Here is a 16,021-nt window from a genome sequence, read left to right on the forward strand (position 1 = left end):
TATGGCTTATAATGCAAGTGTGATAGAAAAAAAATGGCAAGAAATTTGGGATAAAAATGGCTATTTTGAACCAAAAGATGATTTAACCTTACCTAAAAAATACATTTTATCGATGTTTCCTTATCCAAGCGGACGTATTCATATGGGGCATGTGAGAAATTATAGTATAGGTGATGCTATGGCTAGGTATTATCGAAAGATGGGATTTAATGTTTTGCATCCAATCGGTTTTGATAGTTTTGGTATGCCAGCTGAAAATGCAGCGATAAAGCATAAAATTCATCCTAAAACTTGGACTTATGAAAATATAGCTTATATGCAAAATGAGCTTTTTTCTTTGGGCTTTTCTTTTTCTAAAAAAAGAATGCTTGCAACTTCTGATCCGCTTTATACAAAATTTGAGCAAGAATTTTTTATCAAAATGTATGAAAAGGGTTTGATTTATACCAAAGAAGCAAATGTTAATTGGTGTGAGCAAGATCAAACCGTTTTGGCAAATGAGCAAGTCGAAGATGGAAAATGTTGGCGTTGTGGGCATGAAGTGGTGCAGAAAAAAATGCCAGGATATTATGTAAAAATCACCGTTTATGCAGATGAGCTTTTAAAAGAACTTGAAAATTTAAAAGATAAATGGCCTTCTCAAGTTTTAACCATGCAAGAAAATTGGATAGGTAAAAGTGAAGGTTTGGAATTTAGTTTAAAACTTGATGAAGAAAGCATTAAAAAAACAAATGAGAATGGCTTTGAAGTCTTTACCACAAGAGCAGATACGATTTATGGTGTTTCTTATGTGGCTTTAGCGCCAGAGCACAAAATCGTGCAAAATTTATTAAGTAAAAATCACTTAGAAAAAAGCATAGCAGATAAAATTAAAGCTATGCAAAATCAAAGTCCAAGAGAAAGACAAATCAGTGAAAAAGAAGGATATTTCTTAGGAATTTATGCTATTCATCCTTTAACTAAAGAAAAAATCCCAGTTTGGGTAGCAAATTTTGTTTTGGCTGATTATGGTAGTGGTGCGGTTATGGCAGTGCCTGCGCATGATGAAAGAGATTTTGAATTTGCTAGTAAATATAAACTTGATATCAAGCAAGTTATTGAAAGTGAAAACACTACACTTCCTTTTACGCAAAAAACAGGAAAGCTTATAGAAAGTGGCGAATTTAGCGGACTTGACTCTAATGAAGCAAGACTTAAAATCATAGCCAAATTTGAAAAAGATGGCATTGGTAAAAGGGTTGTGAATTTTAAAATTCGTGATTGGGGCGTTTCAAGACAAAGATATTGGGGTGCGCCTATCCCTATGATTAAATGCGAAACTTGTGGTATAGTGCCTCAAAAAATAGAAAATTTACCTATTACCTTACCTGAAGATGTAGAAATTACAGGCGAAGGAAATCCACTTGAAAAGCATCCTACTTGGAAAAATTGTATTTGTCCAAAATGCGGACAAGAAGCACAAAAAGAGACTGATACTTTGGATACTTTTTTTGAAAGTTCTTGGTATTTTGCGCGTTTTGCGAGTGATGAGAGAACTTGGCAAGAAAAGGCTTTAGATGAAAAAAGTGTGAAGTATTGGATGAGTGTGGATCAATATATTGGTGGGATTGAACATGCAATTTTACATTTGCTTTATGCAAGATTTTTTCAAAAAGCTCTAAGGGACTTAGGATATTTAAGTGATGATGAGCCTTTTAGCAGACTTTTAACTCAAGGTATGGTTTTAAAAGATGGAGCTAAAATGTCTAAATCAAAAGGCAATGTGGTAGATCCTGATGAGATTATTAAAAAATATGGAGCAGATACTGCAAGACTTTTCATACTTTTTGCAGCGCCACCTGCTAAAGAACTTGAATGGAATGATGATGCGCTCGAAGGTGCTTATAGATTTATTTGTAAGCTTTTTGATAGGGCTATGGGGCTTAAGCCTCAAGAATTTCCACTTATAGATCATAGTACGCTTACAAAAAAAGAAAAATATGCGAGATTAAAAGTTTATGAAGCTTTGAAAAAATCTTTTGAAGTGTATGAGCAAAATTTTGCTTTTAATACCTTAATTGCTGCTTGTATGGAAGCTTTAAATGCTTTAAATTCTGTTAAAAATGAAAAGCTTAGCATCGAGGGTTTTTATATTATTTTAAATATTTTAGAGCCTATTATCCCGCATGTTTGTTTTGAATTAAGTGAGTATTTATTTAAACTTCAAAATTTCTCAAAGCTTGAACTTAAGGATGAAGTCTTTGAAAAAGAAAGCTTAAATTTAGCCGTGAGTATAAATGGCAAAAAGCGTGCTGAATTTGAAGTTTCAAGCTCTGCTAATAAAGAAGAAATTTTAGAACTTGCTAAAAAAAGCGTAGCAAAATGGCTTGAGGGCAAGACTTTGGTTAAAGAAATTTATATAGAACAAAAACTTGTGAATTTGGTAATTAAATGAGAAAAATTATTTTAAGCATATGGGTATTATTTTTTGGAGCTTGTGGTTATATGCCGACAAGTAAAATTGTAGGTAATATTTTTGGAGAACGCATTTATGTTAATGTCGAAATCAGCCAGCAAGATCCAAGAAACAGTGTTTTTATCATAGATTCTATCCGCGAGATTGTTTTAAATAAATTCAATAAGAAAATAGTTTCTAAAAATGAAGCTGACACTATAATCAATGTGCGAACTAATAGTTTAGTATTCATACCTTTGATTTATGATGAAAATGGTTATGTGGTTAATTATAAAGCCAAATTAATTTTGGAATTTGAAATTATTTACCAAGATGGGACTAAGGATTTTGTGCAAACGAGTGGAAGTTATGATTTTGCTATTTTACCAAATAGTATTATTAGTGATACTGCGCGTTTTGAAGCAATCAAAAATGCCTCAAGTGAGGCTTTTGATGAATTTGTATCCATTATGGCAATAAAAGGCCAGATTAATGCCAAACATCAATGAAATTGCTAGGGAAACTTTAAGTCTTTTAAGAGAGAGAAAACTTAAACCAACTCCTGAAAACTATACAGAAATTTTTGAAGAATTAAGTAAAAAATATGGCTTAATTACAAGTGCAAAAGCAAAGGTAAATAAATATCAATCTTTGCTTATGCCTATGTATCAGCAAGAATTGTTGGGCAAAAATATACGCAATGTTGATGAATTTTTAAGTTTTTTAGTTTCGAGACTTAATATGCAAAATGGAGTATTGTTTAATCAATTTTTTGAACTTGTAAATACTATTTTAAACATATTAAAAATAAGCAAAGATAGAAAAATCAAAGATATGGCAAGTATGAGTGCAAGTCGCATTAGTAAAGCTATGGATTCTGAAGCTATGTATTTACTTCAAAAAAAATGGCAAGAATTTGAACAAAAATACGATGATGTGGAGCTTGAAAATGAACTTAAAAAATACGGTATTAAACATGAAGAATTTAGCCTTAGCATTAAAAAGCTTTTAAATCAACTCGAGCAAAGATCTTATGAGTATTTTGCTGATTTACTTAGTATTACTTTAATACCTTCTTTAGCTAAAGATAAAAAAATCGATCTTTTTACACAGCAACTTTTAGAAAAACCTTTTATGCTTTCTTTTAATGATTTTAAGAACACCTTGTTGAATGTGGTTAATAAACGCATTATGGATGATAATATTTATACACAAAAATATTTAAATTTTTTCGATAAAAATCTAAAAAATATCATTCAAGCTTTTCATAACTTAGAAAATTTAAATCAAGAACATATTGATTTTATCGAAGCTTTGCCTAAAGATGAAAAAGGAGAGGTAAAGATAAGTTTTGAAGAATTAAAAATGAAATTTTTGTCTTTAAATGAAAAACTGCAAATTTTAAATACGCAAATCAATGATTCTCAAAATGAAAATATTGAAACTTGGGGTATAACTAACGAGCTTGAAAAAATGGATGAAAATTTTAAGCTTTATAATATTAATTACGCTTTGTGTATATATACGGTAGCAAATTATCAATTTATTATGGAAAAATATGGTCTTGATACTCTCAATGAAATTTTTTCGCGTTTTAAGAGGATTTTGCAAGAGAGTTGTTCAAAAAATGGTGAATTATGGATGATGGATGAAAATACTTATTTATTAATTGTGCGTGGTAAAAATAAAGAAGAACTTGAAAAAATGATTGCACAAAATATTCAAACCATTACTTCTACGAGATTTATTTACAAACAAGATATAATTATCCCTAAAATTTCAAGTTTTTTTATCGATAAGCAAAGCTATCCTAGTGCAAATATTTACGAAGAACTTTTAAAAAAGATAGAAAATGATAATAAGTGATTATAAAGCTTTTTTAAATTCTAAAAGTATGAATTATCAAAAAATTGATTATTTTATGATGTTTAGAATGTATGAAAAGTATAAAAATCATCTTTCATTAAAACCCATCATACAAATCATTGGCACTAATGGTAAAGGCAGCACAGGTCGTTTTTTAGCACAAATGCTTTGTGAGAGTGGCTTTGATGTAGGACATTATACTAGCCCACATATTTTTAGTTTTAATGAGAGATTTTGGCGAAATTATAAGCTTGAAAGTGATGAAAAATTAAATATAGCACATCAAAAATTGCAAGAAATTTTTAAGCAAGATTTAGAAAAATTAAGTTATTTTGAATATGCTACCTTTTTAGCAGCTATGCTTTTTAAGGATTGCGACTTTGTGATTTTTGAAGCAGGACTTGGCGGAGAATATGATGCAACTTCGGTATTTTTAAAGCAAATGAGTATAGTAACAAAAATTGGTTTTGATCATATGCAAATTTTAGGAAACACCTTAACAAGTATTGCAAGAACAAAGCTTAAGGTTTTAGCAAAAGAAACGATTTGCTCTTATGAGCAAGAAAAAGAAGTTTTGGAAAAACTTACAAAAATCACCCTTTTAAAAGATATAAATTTGCATATTATGCAAAAAGAGTGTGATGAGAATTTAAAGCTCGCAATTAAAACTTATTCGCAAAAATACCATTTGCCATCTTTTTTAGAGCATAATTTATCTTTAGCTTCTGTTGCTTTTAGTGTTCTTTTAAATTCTAAAGAAAAAATATTAAATATTTTAAAAATTTTACCCCAATTGGATCTAAGAGGAAGATGCGAAGAAATTACACCTAATTTATTTATAGATGTAGGTCATAATGAATTAGCAGCAAAAGCGATTAAAGAGCGTTTTTTAGGGCAAAAACTGATACTTGTTTATAATAGTTTTTTAGATAAAGATGTTTTTGCTGTTTTAAAAACTTTAAAGCCTATAATTGATAAAATTCAAATTTATGAATATGAAAGCATAGACAGAAAGCTTGCAACAGAGCAGATTAAACAAATTTCTAATGAGTTAAATATTTCGTGTGAAAAATTTACTTTTTTTGATGAGAAAAATAAATATCTTGTTTTTGGCTCTTTTGTTTTGGTTGAAAATTTTTTAAAGGAATATTTTGCTAAAAAATAAATTCACAATAACTATTACCGATATCAATGGTTCAAAGCATTTTTATTTGAGTCAAATCATTAAAAAAATTGTTTTATATATAGTGGGTTTTGTGTTTGTGTTTTTAATTTTTAGCGGTTTTTATATTCATTATCTTGACAGTAAAGTGATGCAATTAACACAAAAAAAACAAGAACTTATGGATAAGAGACAAGAGCTTTCTTTGATTAATAAGCAAATGCAAGAGAGCATTGAACAAAAAGCACAAGAATATGCCGCTATTGAAGATAAAATCACAAGTTTAGAAGAGCGTTTGGGACTTGAAATAGAAAATAATTTAAGCATCGCACAAAGACTAGAAACCTTAAGATTAACCAATGAGCAGCAACTTGCTTTTTTAACGCAAATTCCAAGCGGTTGGCCTATAGAAAATAAAGGAATGACAGGGAAATATGGTTGGAGAGAGCATCCTATTTTAGATAAAAGAGAATTTCATCCAGGAATTGATTTAAGAGCAGAGATTGGCACGCCTATTTATGCGCCAGCTAATGGAGTAGTCGAGTATGCAGGATATAATAATGGCTATGGATATTTAGTAATTTTATTGCATAATTTCGGTTTTAAAAGCGTTTTTGCGCATATGATGCAAAAAAATGTTGTTAGCATAGGTCAATTTGTCAATAAGGGTGATTTGATAGGTTATACAGGAAATTCAGGACTTTCTACTGGACCACATTTGCATTATGAAATTCGTTTTGTAAATAAAACTTTAGAACCTTTAAATTTTATGAATTTAGAAAGAAAAAATATTAATGAAATTTTTAATCAAGAAAGGAGAGTGCCATGGCAATCTTTAATAAATCAAGTGTCACTAGCGCAGCAGTATCAACAGAAACAACCGTAATTTCATCAGGAGCAAGAATAGAAGGGCAATTTTATTTTGATTCTATTTTGCACTTAGATGGAGAAATTAGTGGAACTATTAATTCACAAAGTATAGTTGTTATTGGAAAAAGTGGGGCTTTAAAAGGGCAATTAAATGCCGATAAAGTTGTTGTAAATGGTATTTTTGAAGGTGAGTTAGAAGCAAATAGTTTAGAAATTTTAGCAGGTGGAATTGTAAGTGGCAATGTTGTTGTAAGAGAAATTTCTATAGAAAATGGTGGTAAATTTAATGGAAACAGCAAAATCAAAGATGATGTGCCCTTGATAGAAAATGCTAATGTTGTTAATGAGTAATGCAAGCTAATTTTTTTGAATATTTACAAAGTGAGAAAATAGCGCAGTTAGTGCTTTGTGAGGATGATAAAGAAGCTTTTTTGCTTTCTCAAATTTCTATGTTAAAAGGTTTGAAAACTTTTGTTTTGCCTGATTTTAGAGCTGAGTTCGGAGATGATTTAAGAGCCTTTTCTAAAGAACTTTTTGAACTTTGTAAGATTTTAAATGCTTATCACAAAGTTGATGGAAAGAAGATTCTCATCTCTCCTTTTGCAACTGTGCTTAAAAAACTACCTTCCAAATCGCATCTTAAAAATTATTTCATTTCTAAAGATAAAAATTTTAATTTAATTGAATTTCAAGATGAGCTTGCAAGGTTAGGTTATGAATTTGTCGATATAGTCCAAGATAAGGGCGAAGTAAGTGTGCGTGGGGAAATCGTTGATATTTTTTGTATTAATGAAGAATTGCCTACTAGAATTTTACTTTTCGCAGATGAGATAGAAAGCATTAGAAAATTTGACCCCATTACTCAAAAATCTATTCCCAATGAGTATGAAAGCTTGGAAATTTGCCCTTTTTTAACACATTTTTCAAGTCAAAATTATGAAAATTTTAAAGAAAAACTAGAGAATTTTAATAGCGATGTTTTAATTAGTGATATAAATTCTTTGGGTTTTTGGTGTATTGATGATTTTTATGATTATTTAGAACTTGATTTTATCAGCATTAAAAAATTTGATGATGAAAAAGATCTAGAAAAATTAGCTAAAATTAATGCTAAAATCATTCCTGAGGCTAAAATTTATAAGGATTTAAAAAGCTCTTATAATAAAGATTTTTTCTCTTTTCATCAAAATAAAAAAATCACCATACTAGCTAAAAACGAAGCTTTATTTAAGGCTTTAGAGCTTGAAAATACGCAAAATATTTCTTTTGTTAAAAGCGATTTGATTGTTAATTTAATCAGCAATGAAGAGCTTGTCATTTCTTTAAATCGCAAAGAAAAACAAAAACATAAGCGCAAAGCTAATTTGATCATCGATGAACTAAAAAGTGGTGATTTTATTGTACATGAAGATTATGGAGTAGGGAAATTTTTAGGACTTGAGATGATAAGCATTAGTGGAGCTAAAAAAGAATTTGTGGCTATTGAATATCAAAACAAAGACAAACTTCTTTTGCCAGTTGAAAATCTTTATATGATAGATAAATATTTAGGAGCAAGCGGAGGCATACCACTTTTAGATCGTTTAGGAAAGACGACTTTTATTAAATTAAAGGAAAGATTAAAAACCAAGCTTTTAGCCATTGCATCGCAAATTGTCATAATGGCGGCAAAAAGAGCTTTGATAAAACCAAAGGAAATCAAAATTGATTATGCAAGTCAAGCTGATTTCGTTTCGAAAGCCGGTTTTTCTTATACAGAGGATCAAAACAAGGCTTGTGAAGAAATTTTAAACGATTTTGAAAATGGCAAAGTTATGGATAGGCTTTTAAGTGGCGATGTGGGTTTTGGTAAAACTGAAGTGGCTATGAATGCTATTTATCCTGTGGTAAAAAGTGGCTTTTGTGCTTTTTTCTTTGCTCCCACAACGCTTTTATCTCATCAGCATTTTAAAAGTTTAAAAAAGCGTTTCGAGCCTTTTGATATTGAAGTTTTTAAGCTTGACCGCTTTACAAGTGCTAAAGAGAAAAAGACTTTGTTGGCAAATTTAGAGCAAAATAAGCCTTGTGTTGTTGTTGGAACTCACGCACTTTTAAATGTGGAATGTGAAAATTTAGCCCTTGTTATTATTGACGAAGAGCATAAATTTGGAGTAAAACAGAAAGAAAAATTAAAAGAACTCACGCAAAATTCCCATCTTTTATCCATGTCTGCAACGCCAATTCCAAGAAGTTTAAACCAAGCTTTAAGTTCTATAAAATCCTATAGTGTTTTGCAAACTCCACCGGAAGATAGATTAGATGTTAGAACTTTCGTTAAGGAAAATGATGATGCTTTGCTAAAAGAAGCGATTGCAAGAGAACTTAGGCGTGGCGGACAAATTTTTTATATTCACAATCATATTGCAAGTATAGAGCAGTGTAAAAAACATTTGCTTGATTTGTTTAAGAATTTAAGAATTCTTATCTTGCATTCTAAAATCGATGCTAAGGTGCAAGAAGAAGAAATGCTTAAATTTGAAAACAAAGAATACGATTTGCTTTTAAGTACCTCCATTGTGGAAAGTGGTATTGATTTAGCCAATGCAAATACGATGATAGTTGAAAGAAGCGATCGTTTTGGAATGGCGGATTTGCACCAGCTTAGGGGTCGCGTGGGAAGAAGCGACAGGCAGGGGTATTGTTATTTTTTAGTCGAAGATAAAAATACCATTACAGAAGATGCCTTAAAACGCCTTGTTTCTTTAGAAAGCAATTCTTATTTGGGCGCAGGCTCGGTTTTGGCATATCATGATCTTGAAATTCGCGGCGGTGGGAATTTGTTAGGCATAGATCAAAGCGGACATATAGAACAAATCGGACTTAGCTTGTATCTTAAAATGCTAGAAGATGAGTTAAATGCCTTGACAAAAAAAGAGAGCTTTGAAGAGAAAAAAATCGATTTAAAACTTAACATCAACGCCTTTTTAAATCATGAACTCATCAGCGAAGATCGTTTAAGGCTTGAGCTTTATAGAAGGCTTAGTAAGTGTGGCAGTGTAAATGAGGTTTATGAGATTGAGGGAGAAATTGAAGATCGTTTTGGCAAGCTTGATATTTATACTAAGCAGTTTTTAGCGCTTATTGTGATTAAAATTTTAGCTTTGGGTAAATTTAAGAGTATAAGCAATTTTGAGCAAAATATACAATTTACAAAAATCAACGATGAAAAAAAACTCATCAAAGCAAAAAGCAAAGATGATGATGATATCATAGAGGCGATTTTAACACATTTAAGAAAGAATGATGATGGATTGGCAAAAATATAAAGCAGCAATTTATAGGGCAAGAAAAGATATTTTAAAGCCTGTTTTAGAGATTGATGAAATTTCTTTAAAGGATTTAGTGGGTATAGAAAAGCAAAAAAAGGCTCTTTTTGAAAATACCTTAAATTTCATAGAAGAAAAAGGGGCAAATCACGCACTTTTATGGGGTGCAAAAGGCACAGGAAAATCAAGTTTAATCAAAGCTATTTTTAATGAATTTAAAGAAAGAAATTTAAGACTTGTTGAAATCGCAAAAGAAGATTTATTTGCTTTAGCAGATATCATTGATGAGCTAAGAAATGAGCCTTTTAAATTTATACTTTATTGTGATGATTTTTCTTTTGAAAAAGATGATGATAGTTATAAATTTTTAAAGCCACTTTTAGAAGGTAGCATTGAAGCTGTGCCAAAAAATATACTCATTTATGCAAGTTCAAATCGTCGTCATTTGCTAAGTGAAAATAAAAGCGATAATGATTATATGCAAGTAAATCACGGCGAACTTCATCAAAGTGATGCGGCTGAAGAAAGACTCAGTTTAAGTGATAGATTTGGACTTTGGCTTAGTTTTTATCAAGGAAGCTTGAGCGAGTATTTAGAAATTGTTGATTTTTATTTTAAAGATATTAAGTGTGATAAAGAACTTTTGCACGCTAAAGCGAAGGAATTTGCAAATTTAAGAGCAAGTAGGGGTGGGCGAACCGCTAAGCAGTTTTATTTGGCTTTTAAGGAGAGTTTTAAATGAATGGGGCTGAAATTTTTGTAAAGCTGATTGATTTAAAGCTTGATTTTGGTGAGTTTGATTGGCTTGAAAATAGAGGACTTAGCGAGTTTGAGCTTTTAATTTCTGTAATTTTGACACAAAATACTAATTGGAATAATGTTTTAAAAGCCTTAGCAAATTTAAAAAACGCACAAATTTCAAATTTAGAACAAATTACTTCTTTGTCAAATTTAGAACTTGCCACACTTATAAAACCAAGCGGATTTTATAATACCAAGGCTAAAAGATTAAAGGGTTTAGTAGAAAATATTTTAAATACTTTTGAAAATTTAGAAAATTTCAAAGAAAGCGTAAGTAGAGAATGGCTTTTAAATATTAAAGGCTTGGGCTATGAGAGTGTTGATAGTATTTTAAATTATTTGTGTAAAAAAGAATTCTTAGTCGTAGATAGCTACACACAAAGACTTAGCTTTTATTTGGGTTATGAATTTGAAAATTATGAAGAATTAAGAGAGTTTTTTGAAAGTGGCATTGAGAATGAAAGTGAAAATTTAAATAAACTTTTGGGTAAAAATTACGAGCTTTATGAGCTTTATCAAATTTTTCACGCCCAAATCATTGCTTTTGGAAAAATTGCCTTTAAGGGTGCAAAATTAAGCAATCAAGGCAAGGAATTGATAAAAATTTTAAAGGAAGAAAAATGAGAGCAAAAGGAAGTGAATTAATCCCTGTTTTAAGCATAGCAGGAAGTGATTGTAGTGGCGGGGCAGGTGTGCAAGCTGATCTTAAAACTTTTAGCGCACACAATCTTTTTGGTATGAGTGTGATTTTAAGCGTGGTGGCTGAAAATACCGCAAGAGTAATTTCAGTGTATGATGTGCCTACTAAAAGCGTAGATGAGCAAATGCTTGCAGTTTTTGAAGATATAGTGCCAAAAGCAACTAAGATAGGGATGATAGGATCATGCGAGCTTATGGAGTGTGTGGCTAAAAATTTAGAACAATTTAAACCCCAAAATGTCGTGATTGATCCTGTGATGTTTGCAAAAAATGGTTTTGCTTTAATGCCTGAAGAAAATTGTGATTTTTTTAAAAAGATCATAGTGAAATTTGCAGATATTCTTACGCCAAATATCCCAGAAGCACAGTTTCTTTGTGGGTTTAAAATTAGCGATGAAAAAGATATGATAAAAGCAGCCAAGCACTTATGTGATCTTGGTGCAAAAGCGGTTTTGCTTAAAGGCGGACATAGCGAAGAAAATGCCAATGATGTGCTTTTTGATGGTAGAGAAATTTTTATTTTAAAAGGCGAACGCATAGAAACAAAAAATACTCACGGCACAGGTTGCACGCTTTCTTCAGCCATTGCTAGCAATTTAGCCTTAGGCAAAGATTTATTTAATGCCGTAAGCGAGGCAAAAGAATATGTCAGAAATGCCATTTATTATTCTTTAAATTTAGGCAAAGGCTGTGGCCCGACTAATCATTTTTTTAGGTTTTTAAATGAAAAATGAACTCGATCTTAGCCTTTATCTTGTGGCAAGTCGTGGTAAAAAAAGCGATGAGCTTTTTTTAAATACACTTGAAGAAGCGATAAAGGGCGGAGTTAGCATTATCCAACTTCGCGAAAAAGAATTAAACTCAAGGGAATTTTATCAGCTTGGCTTAAAAGTGCAAAAGCTTTGTAAATTTTATAAAATTCCATTTTTAATCAACGATAGAATCGATATCGCCTTAGCTTTGAATGCTGATGGGGTGCATTTAGGACAAGAAGATTTGCAAATTTGTATCGCTAGAAAGCTTTTAGGGGAAGAAAAAATTATAGGTTTAAGCCTTAAAAAATTAGAGCAATTAAACTACATACAAGGGGCGAATTATTTAGGTTGTGGTGCGATTAAAACCACTCCAACCAAAGAAAGTTCGCTAATAAGTCTTGAAATTTTAAGCCAAATTTGTGAAAAAAGTCCCATTGGCGTAGTGGCAATTGGTGGGATTGATAAAGAAGTGATTAAAGAGCTAAAAGGCATTAAAATAAGCGGTGTTGCGGTCGTTCGTGCGATAATGGATGCTAAAAATACTTTTTTAGCGGCCAAAGAATTAAAACAAAAAATCGATGAAAATTTATCTCTTAAATGAAACTCCTTTTGAAGGTGTAGAAAATCTGATTTTAAATGAAATTAAATTTTATGATTTTAGCGTGAATTTGAGTGAATTTGACGTCTTGATATGTACTTCTAAAAATGCTTTGAAAGCTTTAGAAAAAGCTAAAATTATTTTAAATTTAAATATTAATTTATACGCAGTAGGGCAAAGCACAGCTGAATTCGCTAAAAGTCTAGGTTTTAAAAATATTAAAATTCCTAAAGCTGCTTATGGTAAGAATCTTTTTAATGAATTTAAAGAGGAGCTAAAAAATCAAAAATGTCTTTATCTAAGAGCTAAAAATATTGCTTCTACTTTAAATTTAGATCTTAAAAATTATGGTATTAATTTAAGCGAAATCATTGTTTATGAAAATATTTTTAAAAAAAGCGAAAAAAAACTAGAGCAACCGGCAGTTTTTATTTTTACTTCACCTTTGGGTGTGGAAAATTTTTTGCAAAATTATTCTTTAAGCAATGAAGATAAAATCATCGCAATAGGACAAAGCACAGCCAAAAAACTTTCAAATTTTAAAAATATTTACATTTGTGAAAAGCAAGATTTGAAAACTTGTGTGAATTTAGCAAAAAAACTTACTCAAAATTCTTATTAAAGACTTATTTTATCATATTTAGATATTTTTTATTTTTTCAGAGTTATAATTTAGTTAACATATTCTTAATTTTGAAAGGAGTTTTTAATGCCTAAGGCTTTAAAAAATATTTTTTACAAAAATGGGTTTGGTTAACGGGCTTACTTTGGTTATTAGTTTACTAATTACCTTAATTTTGTTGATAACTATTGCATTTAGTTATTTTGAGTCAAAAGAAAATGTTTACAAACTTTTGGTGGCAAATCAAGAGCGTTCGGTCAACAGTGTTTCAAATTCATTTAATCGTTACACTTTGGAAAGAAAAAATGCTTTAAATGTTCTTGCTAAAGGTTTAAAGGATTTTCATTATACTCAAGAAAATATAGATAAAGTTTACGGATTACTTAAAAATACTCAAGAAAGTTTTAAATTTGAGCTTACTTATGTGGGTTTTGAAGATAGTGGTTTGATGCTAAGATCAAATAAAAACCATCAAAGTCCACAAACTAGTGATTATGATCCAAGAAAAAGATCTTGGTATATAGAAGCAAAAAATGCTGGAGTTTTAATAGTTACAGAGCCTTATAAATCAGTTTCTAGTGGTAAAATCACCGTTACTTATGCTTTGCCACTTTATGAAAATGGACGATTTATCGGTGTTGTGGCTTCAGATTATGATATGCAACAATTTTCTAATGATGTTTTGGCCTATGGTAAAACTCCACAAAGCTACACTCAGGTTTTAACAGATGAAGGTGTAATTATTTTCAGCGAAGATCCTGCAAAACTTTTAGGTTCAACAGAGCTTAGCAAAGCAATAGCAAAACAATATTTACAAAATAATCAAATGAAAGCAAGACCGGCTCACACGCCTTTACTTGTTAATGTTGGTGCTCCTAAGGCTGTGGTTTGTGATAGATCTTCAAATGCAAAATATAGCATTTGTAATATTGCCGAGGAGGCTGTTTATACTGATGCGATTAATGCTATTTTAGTAAAACAAATTTTAATAGGTATAGTGGCAATTATCGTGGCATTTATTTTAATGCGTTTTGTTATTATTGCGAATTTAAAACCAATTAAGGCGATTTCTAAAGGTCTTGATTCTTTTTTTGATTATCTTAATCATAAGATCGAAAAGCCTGTGCTTATTGATTGTCAAAGTAAAAATGAATTTGGTCATATGGCACTAGAAATTAATGAAAATATTCATTCTATCCAAAAATCGCTTGCAAAAGATATTAGCACCGTGCGTCAAATTTCTAGCATAGGCAGAAATATAGAATCAGGAAATTTAAATTTAAGAATTAATGAAAATCCTATTAACCCACAATTACAAGAATTAAAAGAAGTTTTAAACTCTATGTTTGAAATTTTAGAAACTCGCATAGGAACAAATATCAATGAAATTCAAAGAGTTTTTGATAGCTATAAAGAGCTTGATTTTACGACAAACATTGCACAAGCTAAGGGCGAAGTAGAAAAAGTATCCAATATCTTAGGTGAGGAAATTCGAAAAATGCTTCATGCGTCTTTAAGTCGTGGAGAAGATCTTAAAAATAAAGCTGGTATTTTAAAAGAAAACATGGAGCAAGTATCGCAAAGAACAGATAATCAAGTCAGCTCCATCCAAGAAAGTGTCGCAGCAGTTAATCAAATGAATGCATCAATGAATTCAGTTGCAGGACGCACTGAAGAAGTTGTTAAACAAAGCGATGATATTAGAGAAGTAACTAATGTCATTAGGGATATAGCTGATCAAATCAATCTTTTGGCATTAAATGCTGCTATAGAAGCTGCAAGGGCTGGTGAGCATGGAAGAGGTTTTGCTGTTGTAGCAGATGAGGTTAGAAATTTGGCTGAAAGAACGCAAAAATCACTTGAAGAAATTGAAGCTAATGTAAATGTTTTACTTCAGTCTATCAACGAAATGAATGAAAGTATAAAAGAGCAAGCACAAGGTATTGATCAGATTAATAACTCTATCACAGAAATTGATCATATTATGCAGCAAAATACAGATTTTGTAAAAACCACTCATTTGGTTGCTAATGAAATCGATATTATGGCAAATACCATAGTCAGTGATGTTAAACGCAAAAAATTCTAAAAATCAAGGCTAGTTTTTTGCCTTGATTTTTCATCTTCTAAGTGCTATAATCGCCTATTTTAAAGGAGCTTTATGGCACAAGTTAAATTGAATTCAAAAATCGCTTGGATTTTAGTTATCATTGGTGGCATTGTGGAGTGCTTTTGGGTAAGTGGTTTGAAATACGCTGACAACTTCACGCTTTATATATTTACAGGTATTGGAATTTTAATTTCTTTTTGCTGTGCCATTATTGCGATGAAACACATTGAAGTTAGCGTAGCTTATGCTGTTTTTGTGGGCATTGGTACGAGTGGCGTTGTGTTATCTGAAATGCTTATTTTCAATGAAAATTTTTCTTTGCTAAAAATCTCCTTAATCGCCCTTTTGCTTTTAAGTGTCATTGGCTTAAAATTCGTCAGTAAGGAAAATGATGAAAATACCGTTAATGAACTCGCGCAAAATTTAGGGCTTGATGAGCTTGATGAGGGTTTGCAAAAATTAAACTAAGGCATTAGATGAGTTGGATATTTTTGCTTTTGGCAGGTTGTATGGAAATTTTTGGCGTTATTGCGATGAAAAAATTTGTAAGTACAAATAGAAAGATTTTTTTACTTGCCATTATCATACTGTTTATGTGTAGTTTTGGTTTTTTGTCTTTAGCAATGCAAGGTATTTCTATGGGTGTTGCTTATGCGATTTGGACGGGTATTGGCGCTGGAGGTGGAGTTATTGTTGGAGTGGTGTTTTTTAAGGAAAATAAGAATTTTCTTAAACTCTTTTTTATTGCGCTGATTTTATTGTGCAGTGTAGGTTTAAAACTTGTTTCTTGAAAGTTAAA

General features: G+C 30.9%; 14 protein-coding genes and 1 pseudogene. All 15 read left to right on the top strand.

Going from position 1 to position 16,021, the window contains the following annotated elements; translation table 11 throughout:
* Position 1 precedes the first annotated feature (1 nt).
* Entirely contained in the window at positions 2–2,434 is a 2,433-nt protein-coding gene (gene leuS / locus AAH949_RS01775; protein ID WP_348518795.1) for a leucine--tRNA ligase, read from the top strand.
* The gene (gene lptE / locus AAH949_RS01780; RefSeq protein WP_134237663.1) at positions 2,431–2,943 is read left to right on the top strand and encodes an LPS assembly lipoprotein LptE; all 513 of its coding nucleotides are present in this window, start codon (positions 2,431–2,433) and stop codon (positions 2,941–2,943) included. Before leuS ends, lptE begins: the two co-directional genes overlap by 4 nt.
* Positions 2,927–4,300: a hypothetical protein gene (locus AAH949_RS01785; protein WP_134237664.1), complete on the top strand. Its 1,374-nt coding sequence runs from the start codon at positions 2,927–2,929 to the stop codon at positions 4,298–4,300. The genes lptE and AAH949_RS01785 overlap by 17 nt, the downstream gene beginning before the upstream one ends.
* On the top strand, positions 4,287–5,465 hold the full coding sequence (locus AAH949_RS01790) for a Mur ligase family protein (RefSeq protein WP_348518796.1): 1,179 nt from the start codon (positions 4,287–4,289) through the stop codon (positions 5,463–5,465). The genes AAH949_RS01785 and AAH949_RS01790 overlap by 14 nt, the downstream gene beginning before the upstream one ends.
* The gene (locus AAH949_RS01795; RefSeq protein WP_134237666.1) at positions 5,452–6,348 is read left to right on the top strand and encodes a M23 family metallopeptidase; all 897 of its coding nucleotides are present in this window, start codon (positions 5,452–5,454) and stop codon (positions 6,346–6,348) included. Before AAH949_RS01790 ends, AAH949_RS01795 begins: the two co-directional genes overlap by 14 nt.
* Positions 6,288–6,683, top strand: coding sequence for a polymer-forming cytoskeletal protein (locus AAH949_RS01800; RefSeq protein WP_134237667.1), 396 nt, complete (start codon positions 6,288–6,290; stop codon positions 6,681–6,683). The genes AAH949_RS01795 and AAH949_RS01800 overlap by 61 nt, the downstream gene beginning before the upstream one ends.
* The gene (locus tag AAH949_RS01805; protein ID WP_348518797.1) at positions 6,683–9,637 is read left to right on the top strand and encodes a DEAD/DEAH box helicase; all 2,955 of its coding nucleotides are present in this window, start codon (positions 6,683–6,685) and stop codon (positions 9,635–9,637) included. Before AAH949_RS01800 ends, AAH949_RS01805 begins: the two co-directional genes overlap by 1 nt.
* On the top strand, positions 9,618–10,379 hold the full coding sequence (locus tag AAH949_RS01810; protein WP_134237669.1) for an ATP-binding protein: 762 nt from the start codon (positions 9,618–9,620) through the stop codon (positions 10,377–10,379). The genes AAH949_RS01805 and AAH949_RS01810 overlap by 20 nt, the downstream gene beginning before the upstream one ends.
* Positions 10,376–11,062: a 3-methyladenine DNA glycosylase gene (locus AAH949_RS01815; protein ID WP_348518798.1), complete on the top strand. Its 687-nt coding sequence runs from the start codon at positions 10,376–10,378 to the stop codon at positions 11,060–11,062. Before AAH949_RS01810 ends, AAH949_RS01815 begins: the two co-directional genes overlap by 4 nt.
* On the top strand, positions 11,059–11,871 hold the full coding sequence (thiD, locus tag AAH949_RS01820; protein WP_348518799.1) for a bifunctional hydroxymethylpyrimidine kinase/phosphomethylpyrimidine kinase: 813 nt from the start codon (positions 11,059–11,061) through the stop codon (positions 11,869–11,871). The genes AAH949_RS01815 and thiD overlap by 4 nt, the downstream gene beginning before the upstream one ends.
* On the top strand, positions 11,861–12,493 hold the full coding sequence (thiE, locus tag AAH949_RS01825; RefSeq protein WP_348518800.1) for a thiamine phosphate synthase: 633 nt from the start codon (positions 11,861–11,863) through the stop codon (positions 12,491–12,493). The genes thiD and thiE overlap by 11 nt, the downstream gene beginning before the upstream one ends.
* A complete protein-coding gene (locus AAH949_RS01830) occupies positions 12,471–13,112 on the top strand; it encodes a uroporphyrinogen-III synthase (RefSeq protein ID WP_348518801.1) in 642 nt (213 codons plus the stop codon). Before thiE ends, AAH949_RS01830 begins: the two co-directional genes overlap by 23 nt.
* Before the next feature lie 235 nt (positions 13,113–13,347).
* On the top strand, positions 13,348–15,201 hold the full coding sequence (locus AAH949_RS01835; RefSeq protein ID WP_348518802.1) for a methyl-accepting chemotaxis protein: 1,854 nt from the start codon (positions 13,348–13,350) through the stop codon (positions 15,199–15,201).
* A gap of 72 nt (positions 15,202–15,273) precedes the next feature.
* A pseudogene (locus tag AAH949_RS01840) lies at positions 15,274–15,609 on the top strand (SMR family transporter); the annotation flags it as partial.
* An 89-nt stretch (positions 15,610–15,698) separates the two neighbouring features.
* Positions 15,699–16,013: a multidrug efflux SMR transporter gene (locus AAH949_RS01845; protein ID WP_348518803.1), complete on the top strand. Its 315-nt coding sequence runs from the start codon at positions 15,699–15,701 to the stop codon at positions 16,011–16,013.
* Positions 16,014–16,021 lie beyond the last annotated feature (8 nt).

Origin of the sequence: Campylobacter sp. CCS1377, from assembly GCF_040008265.1 — a bacterium.
Lineage (GTDB): Bacteria > Campylobacterota > Campylobacteria > Campylobacterales > Campylobacteraceae > Campylobacter_D.

Excerpts from the sequence above, each read along its gene's own strand:
- thiE (WP_348518800.1), top strand. The coding sequence starts at position 11,861 with ATGAAAAATGAACTCGATCTTAGCCTTTATCTTGTGGCAAGTCGTGGT.
- AAH949_RS01790 (WP_348518796.1), top strand. The coding sequence starts at position 4,287 with ATGATAATAAGTGATTATAAAGCTTTTTTAAATTCTAAAAGTATGAAT.
- AAH949_RS01815 (WP_348518798.1), top strand. The coding sequence starts at position 10,376 with ATGAATGGGGCTGAAATTTTTGTAAAGCTGATTGATTTAAAGCTTGAT.
- thiD (WP_348518799.1), top strand. The coding sequence starts at position 11,059 with ATGAGAGCAAAAGGAAGTGAATTAATCCCTGTTTTAAGCATAGCAGGA.
- lptE (WP_134237663.1), top strand. The coding sequence starts at position 2,431 with ATGAGAAAAATTATTTTAAGCATATGGGTATTATTTTTTGGAGCTTGT.
- AAH949_RS01800 (WP_134237667.1), top strand. The coding sequence starts at position 6,288 with ATGGCAATCTTTAATAAATCAAGTGTCACTAGCGCAGCAGTATCAACA.
- AAH949_RS01845 (WP_348518803.1), top strand. The coding sequence starts at position 15,699 with ATGAGTTGGATATTTTTGCTTTTGGCAGGTTGTATGGAAATTTTTGGC.
- AAH949_RS01830 (WP_348518801.1), top strand. The coding sequence starts at position 12,471 with ATGAAAATTTATCTCTTAAATGAAACTCCTTTTGAAGGTGTAGAAAAT.
- AAH949_RS01785 (WP_134237664.1), top strand. The coding sequence starts at position 2,927 with ATGCCAAACATCAATGAAATTGCTAGGGAAACTTTAAGTCTTTTAAGA.
- leuS (WP_348518795.1), top strand. The coding sequence starts at position 2 with ATGGCTTATAATGCAAGTGTGATAGAAAAAAAATGGCAAGAAATTTGG.
- AAH949_RS01805 (WP_348518797.1), top strand. The coding sequence starts at position 6,683 with ATGCAAGCTAATTTTTTTGAATATTTACAAAGTGAGAAAATAGCGCAG.
- AAH949_RS01810 (WP_134237669.1), top strand. The coding sequence starts at position 9,618 with ATGGATTGGCAAAAATATAAAGCAGCAATTTATAGGGCAAGAAAAGAT.